Below are 16,308 nucleotides of genomic sequence, written 5' to 3'. Positions count from 1 at the left end.
TTGAGACCTCGAGACCTCGTCACCGCCAGGGGTGTCAGGTGAGGCTCCAGCGGGTGACCTCGCCGCTCTCCTGGGCGACGTAGAGGGTGCCGTCGGGGGCGAAGGCGAGGCCGTGGGGTTCGCACGCCGGGGTGGGGAGCGCGAACTCGGCGACGGTGCCGGACGGGGTGACGCAGCCGATGCGGCCCGTGGCCCATGCCGTGTACCAGCAGGAGCCGTCCGGGGCGACCGCCACGGCGTGCGGGCGGCACCGGGGGTCCGGCAAGGGGTGTTCGCTGATGCCCCCAGGGGTCAGGCGGCCGATGTGGCCGCTGCCGATCTGGGCGAACCAGAGGGTGCCGTCCGGGGCCGCGGTGAGGCCGACGGGGGCGGCGCCGGGGGTGGGCAGGGGGTGGAGGGTGGTCTCGCCGGTGATGGTGATCCGGGCGAGGGCGTTGCCGTGGTTGAGGGTGCACCACAGGGCGCCGTCGGGGGCGGTGGTGAGGAAGGACGGGAAGGAGCCGCCGGGGAGGGCGTGCTCGGTGAACTCGCCGTCGGGGGTGACGCGCGTGACGGTCGCCGTGTGCACGGTGGTGAACCAGACGGCGCCGTCCGGGCCGGCGGTGATGCCGTACGGGCCCGGCTCGGAGCCGGGGACGGCGTAGGAACGGGCTTCGCCGTCGGGCGTGATGCGGCCGATGCGGTGGTCGCGGTTGCGGGTGAACCACAGGGCGCCGTCGGGGCCCGCGGTGATCACGGTCGGGCCGCAGTCGGGGGAGTCGAGGGGGAACTCGTCGATCCGGCCGTCGGGTGTGAGGCGGGCGATGCGGCCCGCGTGGACCAGGGTGCACCAGACGTTGCCGTCGGTGCCGGCGGTGAGGGCGTAGGGGCCGGCGCCCGGTGTGGGGGCGTACGTGTGGATCAGGCGGGGCGGGGTCAAGAGGGGGCCTTCCAGAGAGGGGGTGAGGAGGTCAGGCTGCGGTGCGGAGGGAGAGGCGGTCGCCCTGCCAGCGGGTGCACAGGCGGCGGTCGTGGCTGACGACGACCACGGCGCCCGGGAAGGAGGCGAGTGCCTCGTCGAGTTCCTCGGCCAGGGCGGGTGAGAGGTGGTTGGTGGGCTCGTCCAGGAGCAGGACATCGGCCGGTTCAGTGACCAGCCGGGCCAGGGCGAGCCGCCGGCGCTGGCCCACGGAAAGGGCGCCGACGGGGGTGGTGAGCTGTCCGGGGGCGAACAGGCCGAGCGACAGCAGCTGTTCGGTGTGCTCCTCGGGTGTGCCGGGGCGGCCCGCGGCGAAGGCCGCGAGGAGTGGGCGGTGGGCCGGTCCGGGGTGGGTGTGCTGCGTCAGCAGTCCGGTCCGGCCGGGGCGGGCGACGTGGCCTCGGTCGGGGGTGACGGTGCCGGCGAGGACGCCGAGCAGCGTGCTCTTGCCGGCGCCGTTCGGGCCGGTGATCAGGAGCCGGCCGCCGGGCGGCAGGGTGAGGTCCACCGGCGCGAGGCGGCCCGCCAGGGAGACGTCGTACGCCGTGAGGGACGGTCCGGGCGCCGTGGCGGTGGACGGCGTGCGCGGCACGGCGGTGAAACGGAGCGGGTCGGGTGGGGCGGGGACCGGGTTGGCCAGCAGGCGGGCGAGGCGTTCTTCGGCGTTGCGGACCCTGCTCGCCAGGGACTGCTGGACCCGGCCGGCCGCGCGGTCGTAGGCCATCTTGTTGCCGTCCTTCATGGGCCGGCCGGGGGCGACCTTGCGGGCGGTGACGGCGGCGGACTCCCGCAGCCGGTCCGTCTCATCGCGCCACGCGGTGTGGGCCTGGGAGCGGCGCTGCCATTCAGCGGCGTGGCCTGCGAGGTAGCCGGCGTAGCCGTTGCCGTAGCGGACCGTGCGGTGCAGGTCGCCGTCTACCTCCAGGAGGGCGGTGGTGACGCGTTCGAGGAACTGCCGGTCGTGGGAGACGGCGACGGTGATGCCGTGGCGGGCGCGGAGGTGGTCCTCCAGCCAGGTCAGGGCCGCGTGGTCGAGGTGGTTCGTGGGTTCGTCGAGGAGGAGGACCTCGGGGGCGCAGGCCAGCAGTGCGGCCAGGCGCAGGCGGACCTGTTCGCCGCCGGAGAGGTCGCCGACGGTGCGGTCGCGGGGCAGTCCGAGCAGTCCGAGCCCGTGCAGGGCGCGTTCGGTGCGGGCGTCGGCGTCGTAGCCGCCGCGCAGTTCGAAGGCGGTGAGGAGGTCGGCGTAGGCGGTGAGGGTCTCGTCGGTGGTGTCGCCGCCGGCCATGCGTGCCTCCAGGCGCCGCATGCCGTCCTCCGTGGCGCGGAGTCCGGCGAGGGAGCGGTCGAGGACGTGCTGGACGGTGAGGTGGGCGGGGAGGTGTTCCTCCTGGGCGAGGTAGCCGATGCCGCCGTCGGCGCGGACGGTGACCGTGCCGGTGTCGGGGCGTTCGACGCCGGCGAGGAGCCGGAGAAGGGTCGACTTGCCGGATCCGTTGTCGCCGACGATGCCGAGGCGGGTTCCGTCGGTGACGGAGCAGTCGACGGAGGCGAGCACGGTGCGGCCGGCGTAGGACTTGCCGAGGTCAGTCGCGGTGAGCTGGGCGGTCATGAAGCGGCTCCAGGGGTTCGGGGGCGGGAAGGAGGGCGGCATGGTGGCGGGAGGGGCGGGTGAGGATCATCGGGAACTCCTTATAGCGACGAATGTTGCTTTAAAATCGTTCCATGGATCCTGCTGAGCACACAAGCGAGAATTCCGGCCATGGAGACCATCCAGATTCGGCCACACCGCGGCGCCGGACGGGAGGCCGCAGCGCCCGGGTCCGGGCCCAGGTACTGGCGGCCGTGAGCGAGTTGCTGATGGCTGCCGGGTACGACGGGCTGACGATCGACACGGTCGCCGAGCGGGCCGGCGTCCACCGCACCACCGTCTACCGGCGCTGGCGCGACGTCGGCGGACTGCTGGCCGACGTACTCGACGCCGCGGCCGACGACACCTGGAGCCCGCCCGACACCGGATCACTGGAGGGCGACCTCACCGCGCTCAACCAGGAGGTCTACGAGGCCCTGGCGGGCGGCGGGCCCAGCCTGACGACGGCGCTGATCGCCGCGGGCTTCCGTTCGGGCGAGGCGGCCCGCGCCCTCGCCCGCTTCTGGGAGGACCGCTACGCACGCTGCGCGGTAGTCGTCACGCGCGCCACCAGGCGGGGCGAACTGCCGGGCCCGGCCGACGCCCGCGCGCTGCTGGTCGCGGCGACCGCCCCGCTCTACCACGAGCTGCTGCTCCTGCGGGGGGCCCCGGACCCGGCCCTCCCCCGCCGGGCCGCCGCCGGTGCCGCGGCGGCGGGACGGGCGGGCGTGTACGGGGTTTCGGCGGTGTGACGGCGGGCGGCCCGGGTCCGCCACCGCAGACCCGGCCGATGGACCGGGCGGGCCGGGCGGTCGCCCCCTGGACGAGGACGGCGACGGTATCGGCTGGATGTGCGGCGGCGTTGGCGCGGGCGGCGTACCCGCCCGAGGAAGGCCGGCCACTGGGGGACGCCGGCCGGTGGCGACCGGCTTCCTCCGCGGCCGACCCGCGCCACCGCCTCCTCCAGGTGGGAAGGGCGGCCGCGCCGGTTCCGTCTCCGGGCAGGCCGGGGCCGTGATCCGGAAGCGGGGAGCCAGCCGGGCGGGGCGAGGTCCCACATGCGGGCGGAAAGCCGGATCTGACCGTCCCCGCCTCGGCCGACCTGCGGCCGGGTACCTGCGGCCGGTACGACGGTCACCTTGAGCAGGGCAGCGATGCGCCGGCGGCGCGGATCCGAGCCGACCGGCTCATGGCCGTGGAGCCCGCCCCAGACGGCCTCGCCCTGCACGTCACCGGCATGCGCGAACCCCTCCGCCTCCCCCTGCCCGCCCCCGACTCCGGGAAGGCACCGGCGCCCGGCCACGCCGACCAGCTGCTCTCCTCCATCGCGTACGCCGCCGAGCACACCGCAGCCACCCTCATCAAAACCGTCGTCGCGCGTCGGCTGCGGAAGCCGGCACCCACCCTCGCCGAACTCCCCGCCCGCGTTCACCCCTGAACGGACCTTCACAGAACCCTGTAGACGATGTTCTGTTCAGCAGTGAACGAACCCTGCCCAGGGCGGATAGGTGACGTCGGCGGCGGTTCGGGCGGCGCGGAGACGGGCCACGTCGAAGATGTAAGGGTTCTGGCTCACCCTCGGTGCCCACATCGCGGGTAGGGCCCAGGTGGCCGAGGGTGCCGTCGGCCTCTACCTCGCCGGCTCCCGCACTCCGCGCCCCGGCGTGCTGGTGCTGCCGGCCCAGGCGTCGGGGCCGAGCCCACCGACCTGTGCACCGTCGAACGGGGACCGTGCGGCACCTGCGGTTCTTCACCGGGCGCAGCCGAGCTGCGAGCACGCGAGCGCGCCGTGAAGGCCGGCACCCTGCCGCGAACCGACAGCCATCGAAGCGGCCCTGGCGATCGTCCGCGGCCTCGCCCGCTTCCTGACCGGCACACGCAACAAGCATGACTGGGCCCTGACCGACGTCCACGACGTCGCCGAGCACGACAACGCCGGGAGCGAGGTCTGGTCTACCCAGCAGAGCGTCGACGCCGTGGCGCGGGCAGTGATCCGCGTTCGGCACTGCCTCGCACAGGTTGAGCGGTACGTGTGCGCTTTTCCGATCGATTCGAAGCGAGGGCCCCGCTGTTCTTCTCCTCCCGCTCCAACAGGGCACAGGAGGTAGGGGCCTTCGTCCATACTCTCGGCGATGTCGGACAGCCCGAACGGATCCCGACGGGCCGCCGGGCAGATGCGCTTTCGTCTAGTCCCCGCTTGGGTCTCCCACCCTAGGCCTGCAGGCCGAGGTCGCCCTCGACGATGGTCTGGAGGATGCGGGGCCGGCCCCACAGGGCGAGGAGTTCGTTGGCGAGACCGGCGACGGCCAGGGGGTCTTCGTCGAAGGGCCCGTTGACGGCAGCCGCCAACAGACCCTGCGGGACCGCGTCTGCCTCAAGGAGGACGCCCCACTCCTGGGATCCAAGCTCCAGGTACTCAAGCCGGTTCAGCCCCGCGATCTCAGTGGGGTCGGCGAGAGTCCCGGGCGGGGCGACGAGGGATCGCAGCCGGGGCAGCCCGATGAGCGGCGCCAGACTGACCGAACGGCTGCCGCGCGCGCCGAGGGTCAGGGTTTCCCTGACGCCCGGACCTCCCACGAGGCGACCTGGCTCACGCGGACCGCCCAGGCTCCCCGCCTCCCCGGTCACCCGTCGTCGCATGCCGTGAGCCGGACACAACGACATGGCCGTGCTCCACCACAGCTATGACGTACGCACCCAGCCGGCGCCTACGCCGAGCACAGGATCGAGGGGTGCGCCACTCCCCCGCGCCGCGGCGGTACCCGCAGATTGGCTGGTGACATCCGCGTCTCTGGCAGAGCACGCCGTAGACCCCCCCGGCCGGAACCGCTCGGCCAGCCGCACCCGGCCGAACACCATTCACGGCACCGTCCCGTCACTGACCGCCGCATGCCTCCTAGCGGCTCGGGCCTGTGTTGTGCGGAGTTCTGGACGATCAAGGATTCGGTTTCACCGGACCGGGGAGCGACACGAGGGGGGGGAACCGTACCCGAGGTCTACCAGTGGGTCGGCAGCGCGCCGTCGCAGTAGCTCTGGGCGGGCCGGGACCGCCGGTCAGGCAGAGGCTCCGCCGTCGATGACCAGGTCGCTGCCGACCACAGAAGCGGCATCCCGCGAGGCCAGATACAGCACGGCTGACGCGACCTCCTCGGTGGAGGAGATCCGCCCCAGCGGCGACGCGCCCTGCATCCGGACGGCGCGGTCGGCGTCGGTCTCGCCCGGCCACAGCGACATGGTGGTGGCGGTCGGACCGGGGCTGACCGCGTTGATGCGGATCCCGTCGGCGATGTGGTCCAGGGCGGCGGCCCGGGTCAAGGCGGAGACGGCCGCCTTGGTGGCGATGTAACCGGCCATGCCCGGGATACGGCTGTGCGCGCCGAGGTTGGAGGAGAGGTTGACGATCGCGCCGCCGGCGGGCTGGTTGCGCATCTGGGCGACTTGGGCCTGGAGGCCGAGGAGAACACCGGTGACATTGACGTCGAGCAAGGTGCGCCAGTCCTCCTCGGGGAGGTCGGCTAGGGGGACGCCGCCCCGGAAGACGCCCGCGTTGTTGACGGCGACATCAAGGCTGCCGAAGTGTTCGACGGTGCGGCGAACGAGGGCCCTGACGTCATCGGAGCGGCTCACGTCCGCGGTGACGGCGGCTGCCGTACCACCCTCCTTCTCGATCAGGGCCACCGTCTGGTCGAGCGAGTCGGAGGTACGTCCGGCCGCGACCACCGAGGCCCCTTCGGCGGCGAAGGCGAGAGCGATGGCCCGGCCGATGCCGGAACCTGCGCCGGTGACGAGGGCGGTCTTACCGGTGAAGCGTGCTGTCATGGTGATGACTCCCTTGGCGGTTAATTGGTTATTTGGAGCGGGCGTTGAAGAATGCGGCGGCGAAGAAGGCGATCGCCGTCGCGGCGAGTGACGTGGTGTCGGAGCCGGCGGTGAGCAGGGCGGCAAGGACGACCGTGGGGCCGAGTTCCATCGCGGTGTTCATGACTCCGCCCGCGAGTCCGGTCTGCTGCGGCTCCACCCCGTCTGTCGCGAGGACGGCAGCTCCCGCGAAGCCGGCGGCTGCGCCGGCCGGCAGCAGGAGCAGGCCGGGGAGAAGCCCGTACGCGTACGGGTCGTCTGGCGCCAGCCCGGTGATCGCGAGCAGCGCGAGGCCCGTCGCGGCGACCGCGAGGCCGGAGGTGGTGACGGCCGACGCCCCGTACCTGGTGATGAGGGGGCCCGCCGTACGGCCCGAGATGAGCAGGGCCACCGCGAAGGGCACGAAGGCAGCGGAGGTCTGCAGCACCGACCAGCCGCGGTCCTGCTGAAGATGGAGGGAGAGCAGGACGAACGTCGTGGCGGTTCCGGCGGCGGTGAGGGCGATGGCGGCGAGCGCGAGGGCCCGGCGGCGGTCGCGGAGGAATTCGAGGGGAAGCAGCGGGTCGCGGGCGCGGCGCTCGGCGATGACGAATCCGAGGAGGAGCGCGAGACCGGTGAGCAAGGGGGTCAGGACGGCTGCCGATCCCCAGGGGTGAGCGTCGGTGAGGACGAGGCCGTAGCCTGCCAGGGTGATGGCGGTGGTGGCGAGCAGTGCACCCGGCAGATCCAGGGATCGGCCCGTGCCTGCCGGGGTTTCGGGCAGCCGCCGCGGGGCGACGGTGAGGGCGACGGTGGCCACCGCCACCGGGACACCCAAGGCCAGCCGCCAGGACGCGAGCGCCGAAATGACCCCGGAGAGCAGGTTCCCTGCGGTCGCGCCGAGTACGAAGAGGCCGCCCCAGGTGGCCATTGCCCGTCCGTATGCAGCGGGTTGGGGGAAGACCGCGCGCAGTACGGCCATGGCGGCGGGTGCGGTGAGCGCGGCGCCGGCCCCTTGCGCGAAGCGGGCGGCGAGCAGGGTCTGCGGGCTCCGGGCGAGCAGGGCGGCGACGGACGCTGTGGTGAACACGAGCAGCCCCGTGGTGAGGGCGCGGCGCCCGCCGAACCGGTCGGCGACGCGGCCGCCGAAGAGCAGCAGTCCGGAGAAGGTCAGCCCGTAGGCGGCATTGAGGAGAATCAAGTCGTCCCGATCGAGCGAGAATTCGCGGCCGATCCGGGGCAGCGGCACGACGAGCGAGGTGAGCGTGAAGATCAGCGCCATCTGCACGGTGCCGAGCAGCGCGAAGGCAGGGCCGGGCGCAGGCCCGGGCGCATTTCCGGGCGGTTTCCCGGGCGGCGTCCCGGGCGGCGTCCCGGGCGGCGTCCCGGGCGAGGTGGCTACGGTCGTGGTGTTCCAGCTCAGCATGCCGGACATTTCTCCCCCCTGATATTTGACCGAACGTTCCATAATTTGGCTATGAATGCGCCTCCCCGCAGGAGGTTCTGTTCAGTCCAGCAGCCCCAATGCCTGCTCGGCGGCATCCCGCACCCGGCGCGGGTCGTCCGACGCCTTGCCGACCACCCGCAGGCCTTGCATCAGCACCAACAGCATCCGTGCGAGCCCACGCGGATCGCGGTCCGCGGGCAGCTCACCCTGCGCCTGGGCCCGCACCAGCGCCGAGTGCAGCAGGGTTTCGACGTGGCCCCAGCTCGCCTCGACTCGGCGTGCCGCCGCCGTGTCGTGCGCGCCCAGCTCGGCGGCCGTGTTGGTGACGAAGCACCCTTTCAAACGCCGGTCGTCGGAGGTCGCCTCGGCCGCGAAGCGCCGCACCACCGTACGCACGGCGGGCAGTGCGGGACCCGGCTGGGACAGTTCTGCCAGCAGGCCCGGGTCGCGATTCTCGTTGTACCGGTCCAGCGCCTTCAGGTACAGCTCGCGCTTGTTGCCGAAGGTGGCGTAGATGCTGGCGCGGCCGATGCCTAGGTGTTCGACGAGGTCCGCCATCGACGTCGCCTCGTAGCCGCGCCGCCAGAACAGCTCCAGGGCTGACTGCAGTGCGGCGTCCGGGTCGAATTCCTTGGTTCTGGCCACGCTCGAACCCTAGGAGATACTGAAACGATCGGTCAAGTATTATCTGGTCCCGCCAGCGGCCACCCCGCTTCGGCATCCGATCCGGGAGCAACGGCTCGATCCGCGCTTGGCCTAGACCGGCTGGTCTGCGTCTGCCGGTCCGGCGGCGATGACCACGTCGAGCAGGCCCTGTGACGTCTGCAGGTCCTCGATCGCGCGGGTGATGCGCTCCCGCTCGCGGCGCAGGTGCGCCACCAGGTCGGTGCACACCGGTGCGAGATGCGTCCCGTCGTCACGGACGCACGGCAGGACCTGAGCGATGGCGGCGGTCGACAGGCCGGCGGCGAGCAGGGCGCGGATGCGGCGGACGGTGTCCACGTCCGCGTCACTGTAGGCGCGGTAGCCGCTGGGCGACCTCGTCGGCGCCAGGAGGCCCTGTTCCTCGTAGTAGCGCAGCAGCCGCTCGCTGACTCCGGTCCGGCGGACCATCTCTCCGATGCGCACGTGATCTGCACCTCACTGCGTTGACTCTCACACCGATGTGAGACTTTAGCGTCGCGTTCATGACCACAAGCACCGCACCCCCGGCGGCCAAAGCCCCGTCCGATCCGTACCGCGCCGTAGGGCGGGTGGCCGGTGACCATGTCCGCCTGCTGCGGATAGGGCGCCGGCCGCCGCCCCGGCCCCAGCCTGGTCACGCGATCAGCACCTCAGGGTTCCGCCAGGGCCTCGACGGCGGTGCGGTGGCTCCCCGCTCGGCGGACACACCCTCACCACCGGCCCTACCCTGACCGATTTGCCCAGGACCGGCGGCCTGCTCGCCTGCGGCGCCGTGCTCATCGCAGTCGCAGCCGCAACCATCCGCCACCACACCCAACCAGCAGTGATCCCACTGCTGGAATCCAAGGAGACACGAGCATGTCCACTGCGCTGCCCACCTCCAGCCTCGGCCGCATCGTGCGCGGCACCGGCCCCGGTCTGCTGCTCGCCCACGGCGCCGGCGGCGGCATCGACGCCAACTTCGGCCCCATCATGGACGCCCTCAGCGCCCAGCACACCGTGATCGGCCCCGATTACCCCGGCACCGGCCGTACCGAGCGCGCCCAGGCGCCGCTCAGCCTGGACGGCCTCGCCGACGCATTGGTCGCCGCCGCCGTCGAGGAGGGCCAGGACACCTTCGCCGTGGCCGGGTATTCGCTCGGCAGCGCGGTCGCCGTCCGGGCCGCTACCCGCCACCCCGAGCGCGTCACCGCCATCGTCCTCACCGCCGGATTCGCGCACCCCAACCCGCGCCTCCTGCTCGCCGCCAAACTGTGGCGCGACCTGCTGCGCGCCGGAGACCTGGAGCGGCTGGCCGCCTTCGTCTCGTTGATCGGCCTCAGCGCACCAGCCCTGGACACCGTCGCCCAGGTCGACTTGGACGCCGCCCTCAAGACCACCGCGGCCACTGTCCCGCCCGGTACACCCGACCACCTCGACCTGCTCCTCGACCACGTCGACGTCCGCGCCGACCTCGCCGGGCTGGACGTGCCGACCCTGGTCATATCCACCACGCTCGACCAGCTCGTGACACCCCACCACCACCGACAGCTCGCCGAGGCCATCCCGGGGGCGCGCTACGCCGAAATCACCACCGGACACCTTCCCTTCGTCGAGCAGCCGCAGCAGTGGGCCACCCTCATCTGCGACTTTCTCCGCGACGTCCGCAGCTGACGACCCTTGGCCGGGGCTGCCGGCGCGGCCTCCTTGGCACGGTGACCACAGCAGACAGCGCCGGGTATGGCGACGCGGGGGGGGGCAGGGTCCGGGGGGCGCGCATGTACCGGGAAGGCTCGGCCGGCGTGGCATCCGGCGCGGTGGCGTGCGTAGCGAGGTGGTTGCCGCCAACATTCCGGCCGCACTGAGGAGGTACGGGGTCGCGCCCCCGTACCGGTCGCCGAGCCTGCGGGGCGGGGGCGGGGCGGGGGCCGCGTGGCACGCTGGACCGTCCAAAGCGTTCTTCACCCACCGCGATACCCCCGTCCGGGTGGAGTCGCGTCCCCCTGCACCTCACTACCTCTTGACTACCTCTTGCGACGCCCCACGGTGAAGACTCAACCGGGCTCCAGGTCTGCGCCATTTGGGTGAGGCCAGTGGCGTTCTGTCTGACATATCCCGATAAGGGCAGAGCTTGGTGGGGGTGGCGGACTGTCCGCCGGCCCGGTGAACGGAAGGGGTCCGGTGTCCGCGGCTGGCAGTGACGGGAACCGAATGAACGTGGCGAGTCACGGCGCCGATGTGTGGCTGGTGCTGGGTGCCGGTCTGTCGGGGCGGCCGGTGACCAGACTGATCACGCAGGCTCTGGCGGAGGAGTTCGGCGACCGGTTCACTGTCGTGGGCAGTGGGGAGCTGTTGATGGGGGCCGGACCTGGTGGTCTGACGCTGCGCGGTCTGGACGGGCGTGGTCTGGAAGCTCCTCGGGTGGCGTACGGGCGGGTGTGGACTCCGGGGAAGGACGTCGGCAGGGAGATCTCCCTGCTGCGGCATCTGGAGGCGATGGGCACCGCCGTGCTGAACCCGGCGGATGCGGTGCTGGCGTGTCTGGACAAGTTCTGTCAGGTGCAGCGGCTCGCGGCGGCGGGTCTCGCGGTGCCGGAGACCTTCATAAGTGCGGGTGGCTCGATGGATGCGCTGATCGGTGCCGGGTTACCGCAGCCGTGTGTGGTGAAGGCGGTACGGGGACACCGCGGCGAACAGGTGTTCCTGGCGCCGGACGCTGAAGCCATCCGGACCGTCCATAGCGGGTTCGCACGGGACACCGTCTGCCTGTTCCAGGAGTACGTCGGCTCCTCCCACGGACGTGACTTGCGGGTGGTGGTCGTCGACGGACGTGCGGCCGGTGCGGTCGTGCGTACCGCCAGCGGAGGGGAGTTCCGTTCCAATCTGGCTCTTGGCGCGTCCCTCACGCCGTGTACGGGCCGTTACCCGCAAGGTGAGGGCCTCGCGGTCCGGGCCGCCGCCGTGATGGGCCTCGGGGTGGCGGGGGTGGACCTGCTGTTCGCCCCTGACGGCGGGTTCACGGTCTGCGAGGTCAACGCCAACGCCGGCTGGCAGCCCGAGATGAAAGAGATCACCGCCGCGCTCGCCGCGGCCTGCCGGCGTCGTCTCACGGCTGCCGAACGCCGAGACGCATCGTCGGACCGATAGGCTGAGGAGCCCAACCCGTGCTTGCGCCCCTGCCCCGGCCGCACCGGTGGCCGCTGCTGAGAAGCCCGGACTTCCGGCTCTTCGCCGTAGGCCAGACGGCATCCAACACGGGAACATGGATACAGAAGGTGGCCCAGGACTGGCTGGCCCTGCAGCTGTCGCACGGTAACGGCACGGTTCTGGGCATCACCACGGCCCTGCAGTTCCTGCCCCTCCTTCTCCTCGGGCCCTACGGCGGCGTCCTGGTGGACCGGCACTCCACACGGCGAATCCTGCTCGCCTCCCAGGCGGTCATGGCGGCCCTCGCACTGATTCCCGCCCTGCTCGTCGCCACCGGCACGGCCCGCCTGGACACCCTCTACGTCCTGGCCCTCGCCCTCGGGCTCACCATGGTCGTCGAGAAACCGGCCCTGCAGGCCTTCATCGCAGAATCCGTCGCACCCGGCCAGCTCGTCAGCGCCCTCGCCTTCAACAGCGCCGTCCTCAACATCGGCCGCATGGCCGGCCCCGCACTCGCCGGACCCCTCATCGTCCTCTTCGGCCCCGGCCCCGCCTTCCTCGCCAACACCCTCTCCTATCTGACCGTGATCACCTGCCTGCTGCGCATGGACCCCCGAGCCGGCTGCCCGGCCCCGCCTCTTCCCCGCGCGAAACGGCAAGTACGAGAGGGCCTGCGCTACGTCCGCGACCACCGCGACCTCGCCCTCACCCTGGGCCTCGTCGCTGTCGTCGCCGCGTTCGGCATGAACTTCCAGATCACCACCGCACTCATGATCACCCGCGTCTACCACGCCCCGGCCGCCGCGTTCGGGCTCGGCAACACCGCCTTGGCCGCCGGCTCCGTCATCGGCTCGCTCCTGGCCGCCTGCCGTCCGCTGGTGACCGGCCGCCGGCTGGCGGCCGCCTCCCTCGCCTTCGGGATGCTGGAGACCGCCTGCGCCCTGATACCCGGACCGGTCACGTTCCTCGTCCTGCTCGTCCCGACGGGAACAGCGCTGCTGGTCTTCCTCACCGCCGCCAAGGCCCGACTCCAGCTCGGCGTCGACGACGGCATACGCGGCCGGATCACGAGCCTGTACCTCCTCGCCACCCTCGGCACCACACCCCTGCTCGCCCCTGCCATCGGATGGATCGCCCAGAGCGCCGGCCCCCGCACCGCCCTCGCGCTGGGCGGCGCCGTCTCCGCCGCCGCAGCCATCACCACCGGCCTGCTCCACCCACGTCCGCCCACACCTCCCGAGGCCAGACCGCAACCGTCCGGCACCCATCAGTCACACATCATCTGAACAGCACTGGTAAGTCCTCCCCCCGCCGACGACCCGGCCACGAGACGACGACATGGTGGCGGCCCCGGCCCCCGGCCTGTAAAGGGGGGCGGGGCCAACCGGGGCCCCGCCCCCGCCTACGCGCCTACGCGCCTACGCGCCTACGCGCCTACGCGCCTACGCGCCTACAAAAGCTCGTCCGGCTCGTCCGGCTCGTCCTCGATGATGTGGACCGCGGCTTCCTCGGCGCTCGCGGCGCCCGAGTCGATTCCGTGGTCCTCGGCTCCGTGGTCCTCGGCGATGAGCTCCTTCGTCCTGTCGGGATGCGCGCCCTCGTCAGGGGCGGTCAACCTGCCTGCGCGGGCGGTGCCCGTTTCGGGATCAGGCAGTTCCGCCCGGGGCCCGGAGTACTCGCCCGGGTCCTGGCCGACATCGGGGACCTCTTGCCTCAGCCGCTCGTCCAGGGATTCACCTTCGTGCTGTTCGGCGGCGGTCGTACCGTATTTCGTCACACCGAGCGGCTTCTCGGGGGGTGAGTAGCCCTCGTCGAGCATGTCGTCGTACGAGCGCTCGTCCATGGCGTTCTGGAGGTCCAGCGGGGCTGCGTCCTCCTGCTCCTCGTTCGTTCCGGTGGGCTGGTAGACGTCATCCGCCATCTGCTCGTCGCTCATGGCACTTCCCTGTCGAGTCGGCTTGTGCGGCTGCTCTCCTTTACGCCGCGGTCTGCGCCTTTCCCACTTGGCCGGGCTTAAGCATGCCCGCGGAGGTGTCTCCTCCGCGCCGACGAGCGCAGGCCTGTCGCAGCAAGCCGTTGTTGTGCTCGCCCTCAGCACACTTGGCGACCCGGCTTCTGCCTGTCCACCGGACAGTTCGACCCTCGCCTCATGGCGCACTGGCCACGACGGCCGACCCGAGACCAGCGGGAAGGCATGACACCGCCCAGGGTCACTTCCTAGCTGCCGTGGCGGGCGCAGCGAACGCAGGTGGTGGCCGCTGGACGGATTTCGAGGCGTTCGGGCGGGATCGCCTCGCCGCAGTGCTCGCACTGGCCGTACTCGCCGCGTTCGAGGCGTTCTGCTGCCCGGTCCAGTTCTTCGAGGTGCTCGCGCGCCCGCGCCAGCAGGGCGGCCACATGGGCGCGCTCGAAGGCGGTGCTGGCCCCTTCTGGGTCATGCTCGTCGTCGACCGCGACCAGGGCGTTCGCGTCGACGATCGCGTCGAAGTCCCGGCCCAGTGCCGCCGCCTGCGCGAGGGTATCGGCGCGGTCGGCCGCGAGGCGGGCGCGGACCGCCGCGACCGTGGCCAGGCGGCGCGCCGCCTGGCCTTGTCCGGATTCATCGCCCATGGGTGCGGTAACGCGGGGCCGCGCCCAGCGATTCCCGTTACCTGCGTCCAGCGCCCGGAGTGGCCGAGAGCGGTCAGGAACGGGCGCAGGGACTGCCGGTGGTGCGGGCGCCCGCGTCAGGCCCGGCCGGTGCGGGCCCGGCCGGTGCGGGGGCGGCCGGTTCTGACGGGGTGGCCGGTTCTGACGGGGTGGCCGTGCGGGGCCGGTAGCGGGAGACCGCGACTCCGGCCAGGCACAGCGCTCCGCCGAGCAAAGTCAGCCAGCCGGGCACCTCGCCCAGCAGGACCCAGCTCAGCAGGACCACGATGGCGGGCACGGCGTAGGTCGTCGCGCCCAGCTTGCCGGCGGGGGTGCGCGCCAAGGCGTAGGTCCAGGTGATGAACGCGAGGGCGGTCGGAACCACACCCAGGTAGATCATGTTCAGCGTCGCGGAGATCGGTGCCCTCGGCAGTTCGGTGGCCAGCTGCCCGGCGAAGGGCAGGCAGGCCAACGCTCCCGTCATGCAGCTGTAGGCGGTGATCTGCAGGGGCGTGCCGAAGGACAGCGCGGGCTTCTGCGAGACGACGCCGGTCGCGTAGGCCACGGCTGCCAGCAGGCACAGGACCACGCCGAGCACCGAGGCCGACCCATCGCCGCCGGAGGACATGGAAAGGCCCACGACGACCGCTCCGACGAACGAGACGGCCATGCCGGACAACAGGCGCGGCGGCAGCGCCTCCCCCAGCAGACGGGCGGCGAGCAGGGCCATCAGGATCGGGCCGGTGTTCACGAGCAGGGCGGCCGTACCGGCGTCGACCAGTCGTTCCCCCCAGTTGAGGGCGACCGTGTAGCCGCAGAACCACACCACCCCGGAGATCAGGATGCCCCGCCAGGCCCTGCGGGGCGGCAAGCCCTGGCGGCGGATCAGCAACAGGACGGCGAGCACCCCCGAACCGGCGATCAGACGGCCGAGGGCCAGGGCGCCAGGCGAGTAGGCGGCGCTCGCGCTGCGGATGGAGACGAAGGCGGACGCCCAGGCGAAGACCGTGAAGGTGACGGCGCCGACCGTGAGGACGCTGGGCGATATCCGGCTCGGGCGCAGGGAGGTCATGGTCATGGGTTCACCCTACCGCAGAACACTTCGGTGTCTGCCGAAATGATTTGCCTGGCACCACCCGTTCGACCCGTAGGTTCAGCTCCAGTCCTCGGGAGTGATTCCGAGCAGGTCGAGCAGCACGCGCTCGCCGACGGCGGTCACCTCCAAGGCCCGTCCGCCGCCGGCCGGTCGCACCACCCATCCGCGGTCCAGCGCCCGCGCACACAATCGAGCCCCGGCGACGCCGCCCAGGTGCCGGCGGCGCTCCGTCCAGTCCAGGCAGGAACTCGCGGTGGGTCGTCGGCCTGCGGCCAGGAGGCTCACACCGGCTTCGGCGCACCATCGCCGACCGGCCTCCGTCAGTTCGAAGACGCCCTCCGTGCGAAGCAGCCCGCGGCGCTCCATCGCGTCCGTCACCGCCATTCCCAGGCGGCCCGCGAAGTGGTCGTAGCAGGTACGGGCACGGGCCAGCGGGTCGGGCGCCGCGACCACCGGCACCGCGTGCGCCGCGTCCCGGTCCGGAATCGCGTACGAGGCGAGCTCGTCGAGCAGGCGGGCCGTCGCGGCGTCGGCGACCCGCACGTAGCTGTGCCGCCCCTGCCGCTCGGTCACGCAGAGGCCCGCCTCCGTCAGGCGGGCCAGGTGCCCGCTCACGGTGGACGGCGCGACCGAGGTGACCCTGGCGAGCTCCCCGGCGGTCCACGCCCGCCCCTCCAGAAGCGTCATGCAGATGGCGGCCCGGGTCTCGTCGGCCAGGGCCGCAGCCAAAGCCGCGAGGCGCGCGGCCGGGGCGGCGCCCTCCGCGGGCGTCCCGTCGCCCGGCGATCCAGGCCTCGGCGTGTCGGTATGCGATTCGGTCATGCCTCCCAGCATGCCTCATCGCTTCGGTCTACGACGAAAGATGTGCGCCGCTGGCCGGCCTGCCCGAGTCCGGCCGCGCCGGA

At 72.2% G+C, this 16,308-nt stretch carries 16 protein-coding genes; 5 read left to right on the top strand and 11 right to left on the bottom strand.

What is annotated here, in order from left to right; genetic code table 11:
- Positions 1-34: 34 nt before the first annotated feature.
- Positions 35-919 carry a virginiamycin B lyase gene (locus ACIA6C_RS15790; RefSeq protein ID WP_399276091.1) on the bottom strand — a complete coding sequence of 295 codons (885 nt, stop codon included), beginning with the start codon at positions 917-919 and terminating at the stop codon, positions 35-37.
- Between the two features lie 31 nt (positions 920-950).
- The gene (locus tag ACIA6C_RS15785) at positions 951-2,567 is read right to left on the bottom strand and encodes an ABC-F family ATP-binding cassette domain-containing protein (RefSeq protein ID WP_399276089.1); all 1,617 of its coding nucleotides are present in this window, start codon (positions 2,565-2,567) and stop codon (positions 951-953) included.
- A 113-nt stretch (positions 2,568-2,680) separates the two neighbouring features.
- Here ACIA6C_RS15785 and ACIA6C_RS15780 point away from each other — a divergent pair, with 113 nt between their 5' ends.
- The gene (locus tag ACIA6C_RS15780; protein ID WP_399276087.1) at positions 2,681-3,337 is read left to right on the top strand and encodes a TetR/AcrR family transcriptional regulator C-terminal ligand-binding domain-containing protein; all 657 of its coding nucleotides are present in this window, start codon (positions 2,681-2,683) and stop codon (positions 3,335-3,337) included.
- Between the two features lie 443 nt (positions 3,338-3,780).
- The gene (locus tag ACIA6C_RS15775) at positions 3,781-4,023 is read left to right on the top strand and encodes a hypothetical protein (RefSeq protein WP_399276085.1); all 243 of its coding nucleotides are present in this window, start codon (positions 3,781-3,783) and stop codon (positions 4,021-4,023) included.
- A 773-nt stretch (positions 4,024-4,796) separates the two neighbouring features.
- Here the strand turns inward: ACIA6C_RS15775 and ACIA6C_RS15770 are convergent.
- The 5 genes from ACIA6C_RS15770 to ACIA6C_RS15750 form a co-directional block, all read right to left on the bottom strand.
- Complete coding sequence (locus tag ACIA6C_RS15770; RefSeq protein ID WP_399276083.1) at positions 4,797-5,162, bottom strand: hypothetical protein; 366 nt, start codon at positions 5,160-5,162, stop codon at positions 4,797-4,799.
- Positions 5,163-5,639: 477 nt separating this feature from the next.
- A complete protein-coding gene (locus ACIA6C_RS15765) occupies positions 5,640-6,404 on the bottom strand; it encodes an SDR family NAD(P)-dependent oxidoreductase (protein WP_399276081.1) in 765 nt (254 codons plus the stop codon).
- Positions 6,405-6,432: 28 nt separating this feature from the next.
- Complete coding sequence (locus ACIA6C_RS15760; RefSeq protein WP_399276079.1) at positions 6,433-7,857, bottom strand: MFS transporter; 1,425 nt, start codon at positions 7,855-7,857, stop codon at positions 6,433-6,435.
- Positions 7,858-7,929: 72 nt separating this feature from the next.
- Positions 7,930-8,514 (bottom strand): TetR/AcrR family transcriptional regulator, encoded by a 585-nt coding sequence (locus ACIA6C_RS15755; protein WP_399276077.1) that lies wholly within the window; start codon positions 8,512-8,514, stop codon positions 7,930-7,932.
- A 111-nt stretch (positions 8,515-8,625) separates the two neighbouring features.
- Positions 8,626-8,997, bottom strand: coding sequence for a MerR family transcriptional regulator (locus ACIA6C_RS15750; protein WP_399276075.1), 372 nt, complete (start codon positions 8,995-8,997; stop codon positions 8,626-8,628).
- Positions 8,998-9,411: 414 nt separating this feature from the next.
- Between ACIA6C_RS15750 and ACIA6C_RS15745 the strand changes: the two genes are divergently transcribed.
- The 3 genes from ACIA6C_RS15745 to ACIA6C_RS15735 all read left to right on the top strand — a co-directional run bounded on the left by ACIA6C_RS15745 (position 9,412) and on the right by ACIA6C_RS15735 (position 12,965).
- Complete coding sequence (locus ACIA6C_RS15745) at positions 9,412-10,206, top strand: alpha/beta fold hydrolase (protein ID WP_399276073.1); 795 nt, start codon at positions 9,412-9,414, stop codon at positions 10,204-10,206.
- 564 nt (positions 10,207-10,770) lie between these two features.
- A complete protein-coding gene (locus ACIA6C_RS15740; RefSeq protein WP_399276071.1) occupies positions 10,771-11,679 on the top strand; it encodes a RimK family alpha-L-glutamate ligase in 909 nt (302 codons plus the stop codon).
- Between the two features lie 17 nt (positions 11,680-11,696).
- The gene (locus ACIA6C_RS15735) at positions 11,697-12,965 is read left to right on the top strand and encodes an MFS transporter (RefSeq protein WP_399276069.1); all 1,269 of its coding nucleotides are present in this window, start codon (positions 11,697-11,699) and stop codon (positions 12,963-12,965) included.
- 164 nt (positions 12,966-13,129) lie between these two features.
- On the opposite strand, the gene ACIA6C_RS15730 is transcribed toward ACIA6C_RS15735, so the two are convergent.
- From ACIA6C_RS15730 to ACIA6C_RS15715, 4 genes are all read right to left on the bottom strand, one after another.
- Positions 13,130-13,615, bottom strand: coding sequence for a DUF5709 domain-containing protein (locus ACIA6C_RS15730; RefSeq protein ID WP_399276067.1), 486 nt, complete (start codon positions 13,613-13,615; stop codon positions 13,130-13,132).
- Positions 13,616-13,896: 281 nt separating this feature from the next.
- Positions 13,897-14,289: a TraR/DksA family transcriptional regulator gene (locus ACIA6C_RS15725; RefSeq protein WP_399276066.1), complete on the bottom strand. Its 393-nt coding sequence runs from the start codon at positions 14,287-14,289 to the stop codon at positions 13,897-13,899.
- Positions 14,290-14,362: 73 nt separating this feature from the next.
- A complete protein-coding gene (locus ACIA6C_RS15720) occupies positions 14,363-15,379 on the bottom strand; it encodes a DMT family transporter (RefSeq protein ID WP_399276253.1) in 1,017 nt (338 codons plus the stop codon).
- 81 nt (positions 15,380-15,460) lie between these two features.
- Positions 15,461-16,225 (bottom strand): ArsR/SmtB family transcription factor, encoded by a 765-nt coding sequence (locus tag ACIA6C_RS15715; RefSeq protein ID WP_399276064.1) that lies wholly within the window; start codon positions 16,223-16,225, stop codon positions 15,461-15,463.
- Positions 16,226-16,308 lie beyond the last annotated feature (83 nt).

It is taken from the genome of Streptomyces sp. NPDC051578 (genome assembly GCF_044454045.1).
Classification (GTDB): domain Bacteria; phylum Actinomycetota; class Actinomycetes; order Streptomycetales; family Streptomycetaceae; genus Streptomyces.
This window is presented reverse-complemented; position numbering and strand designations above follow the sequence as displayed.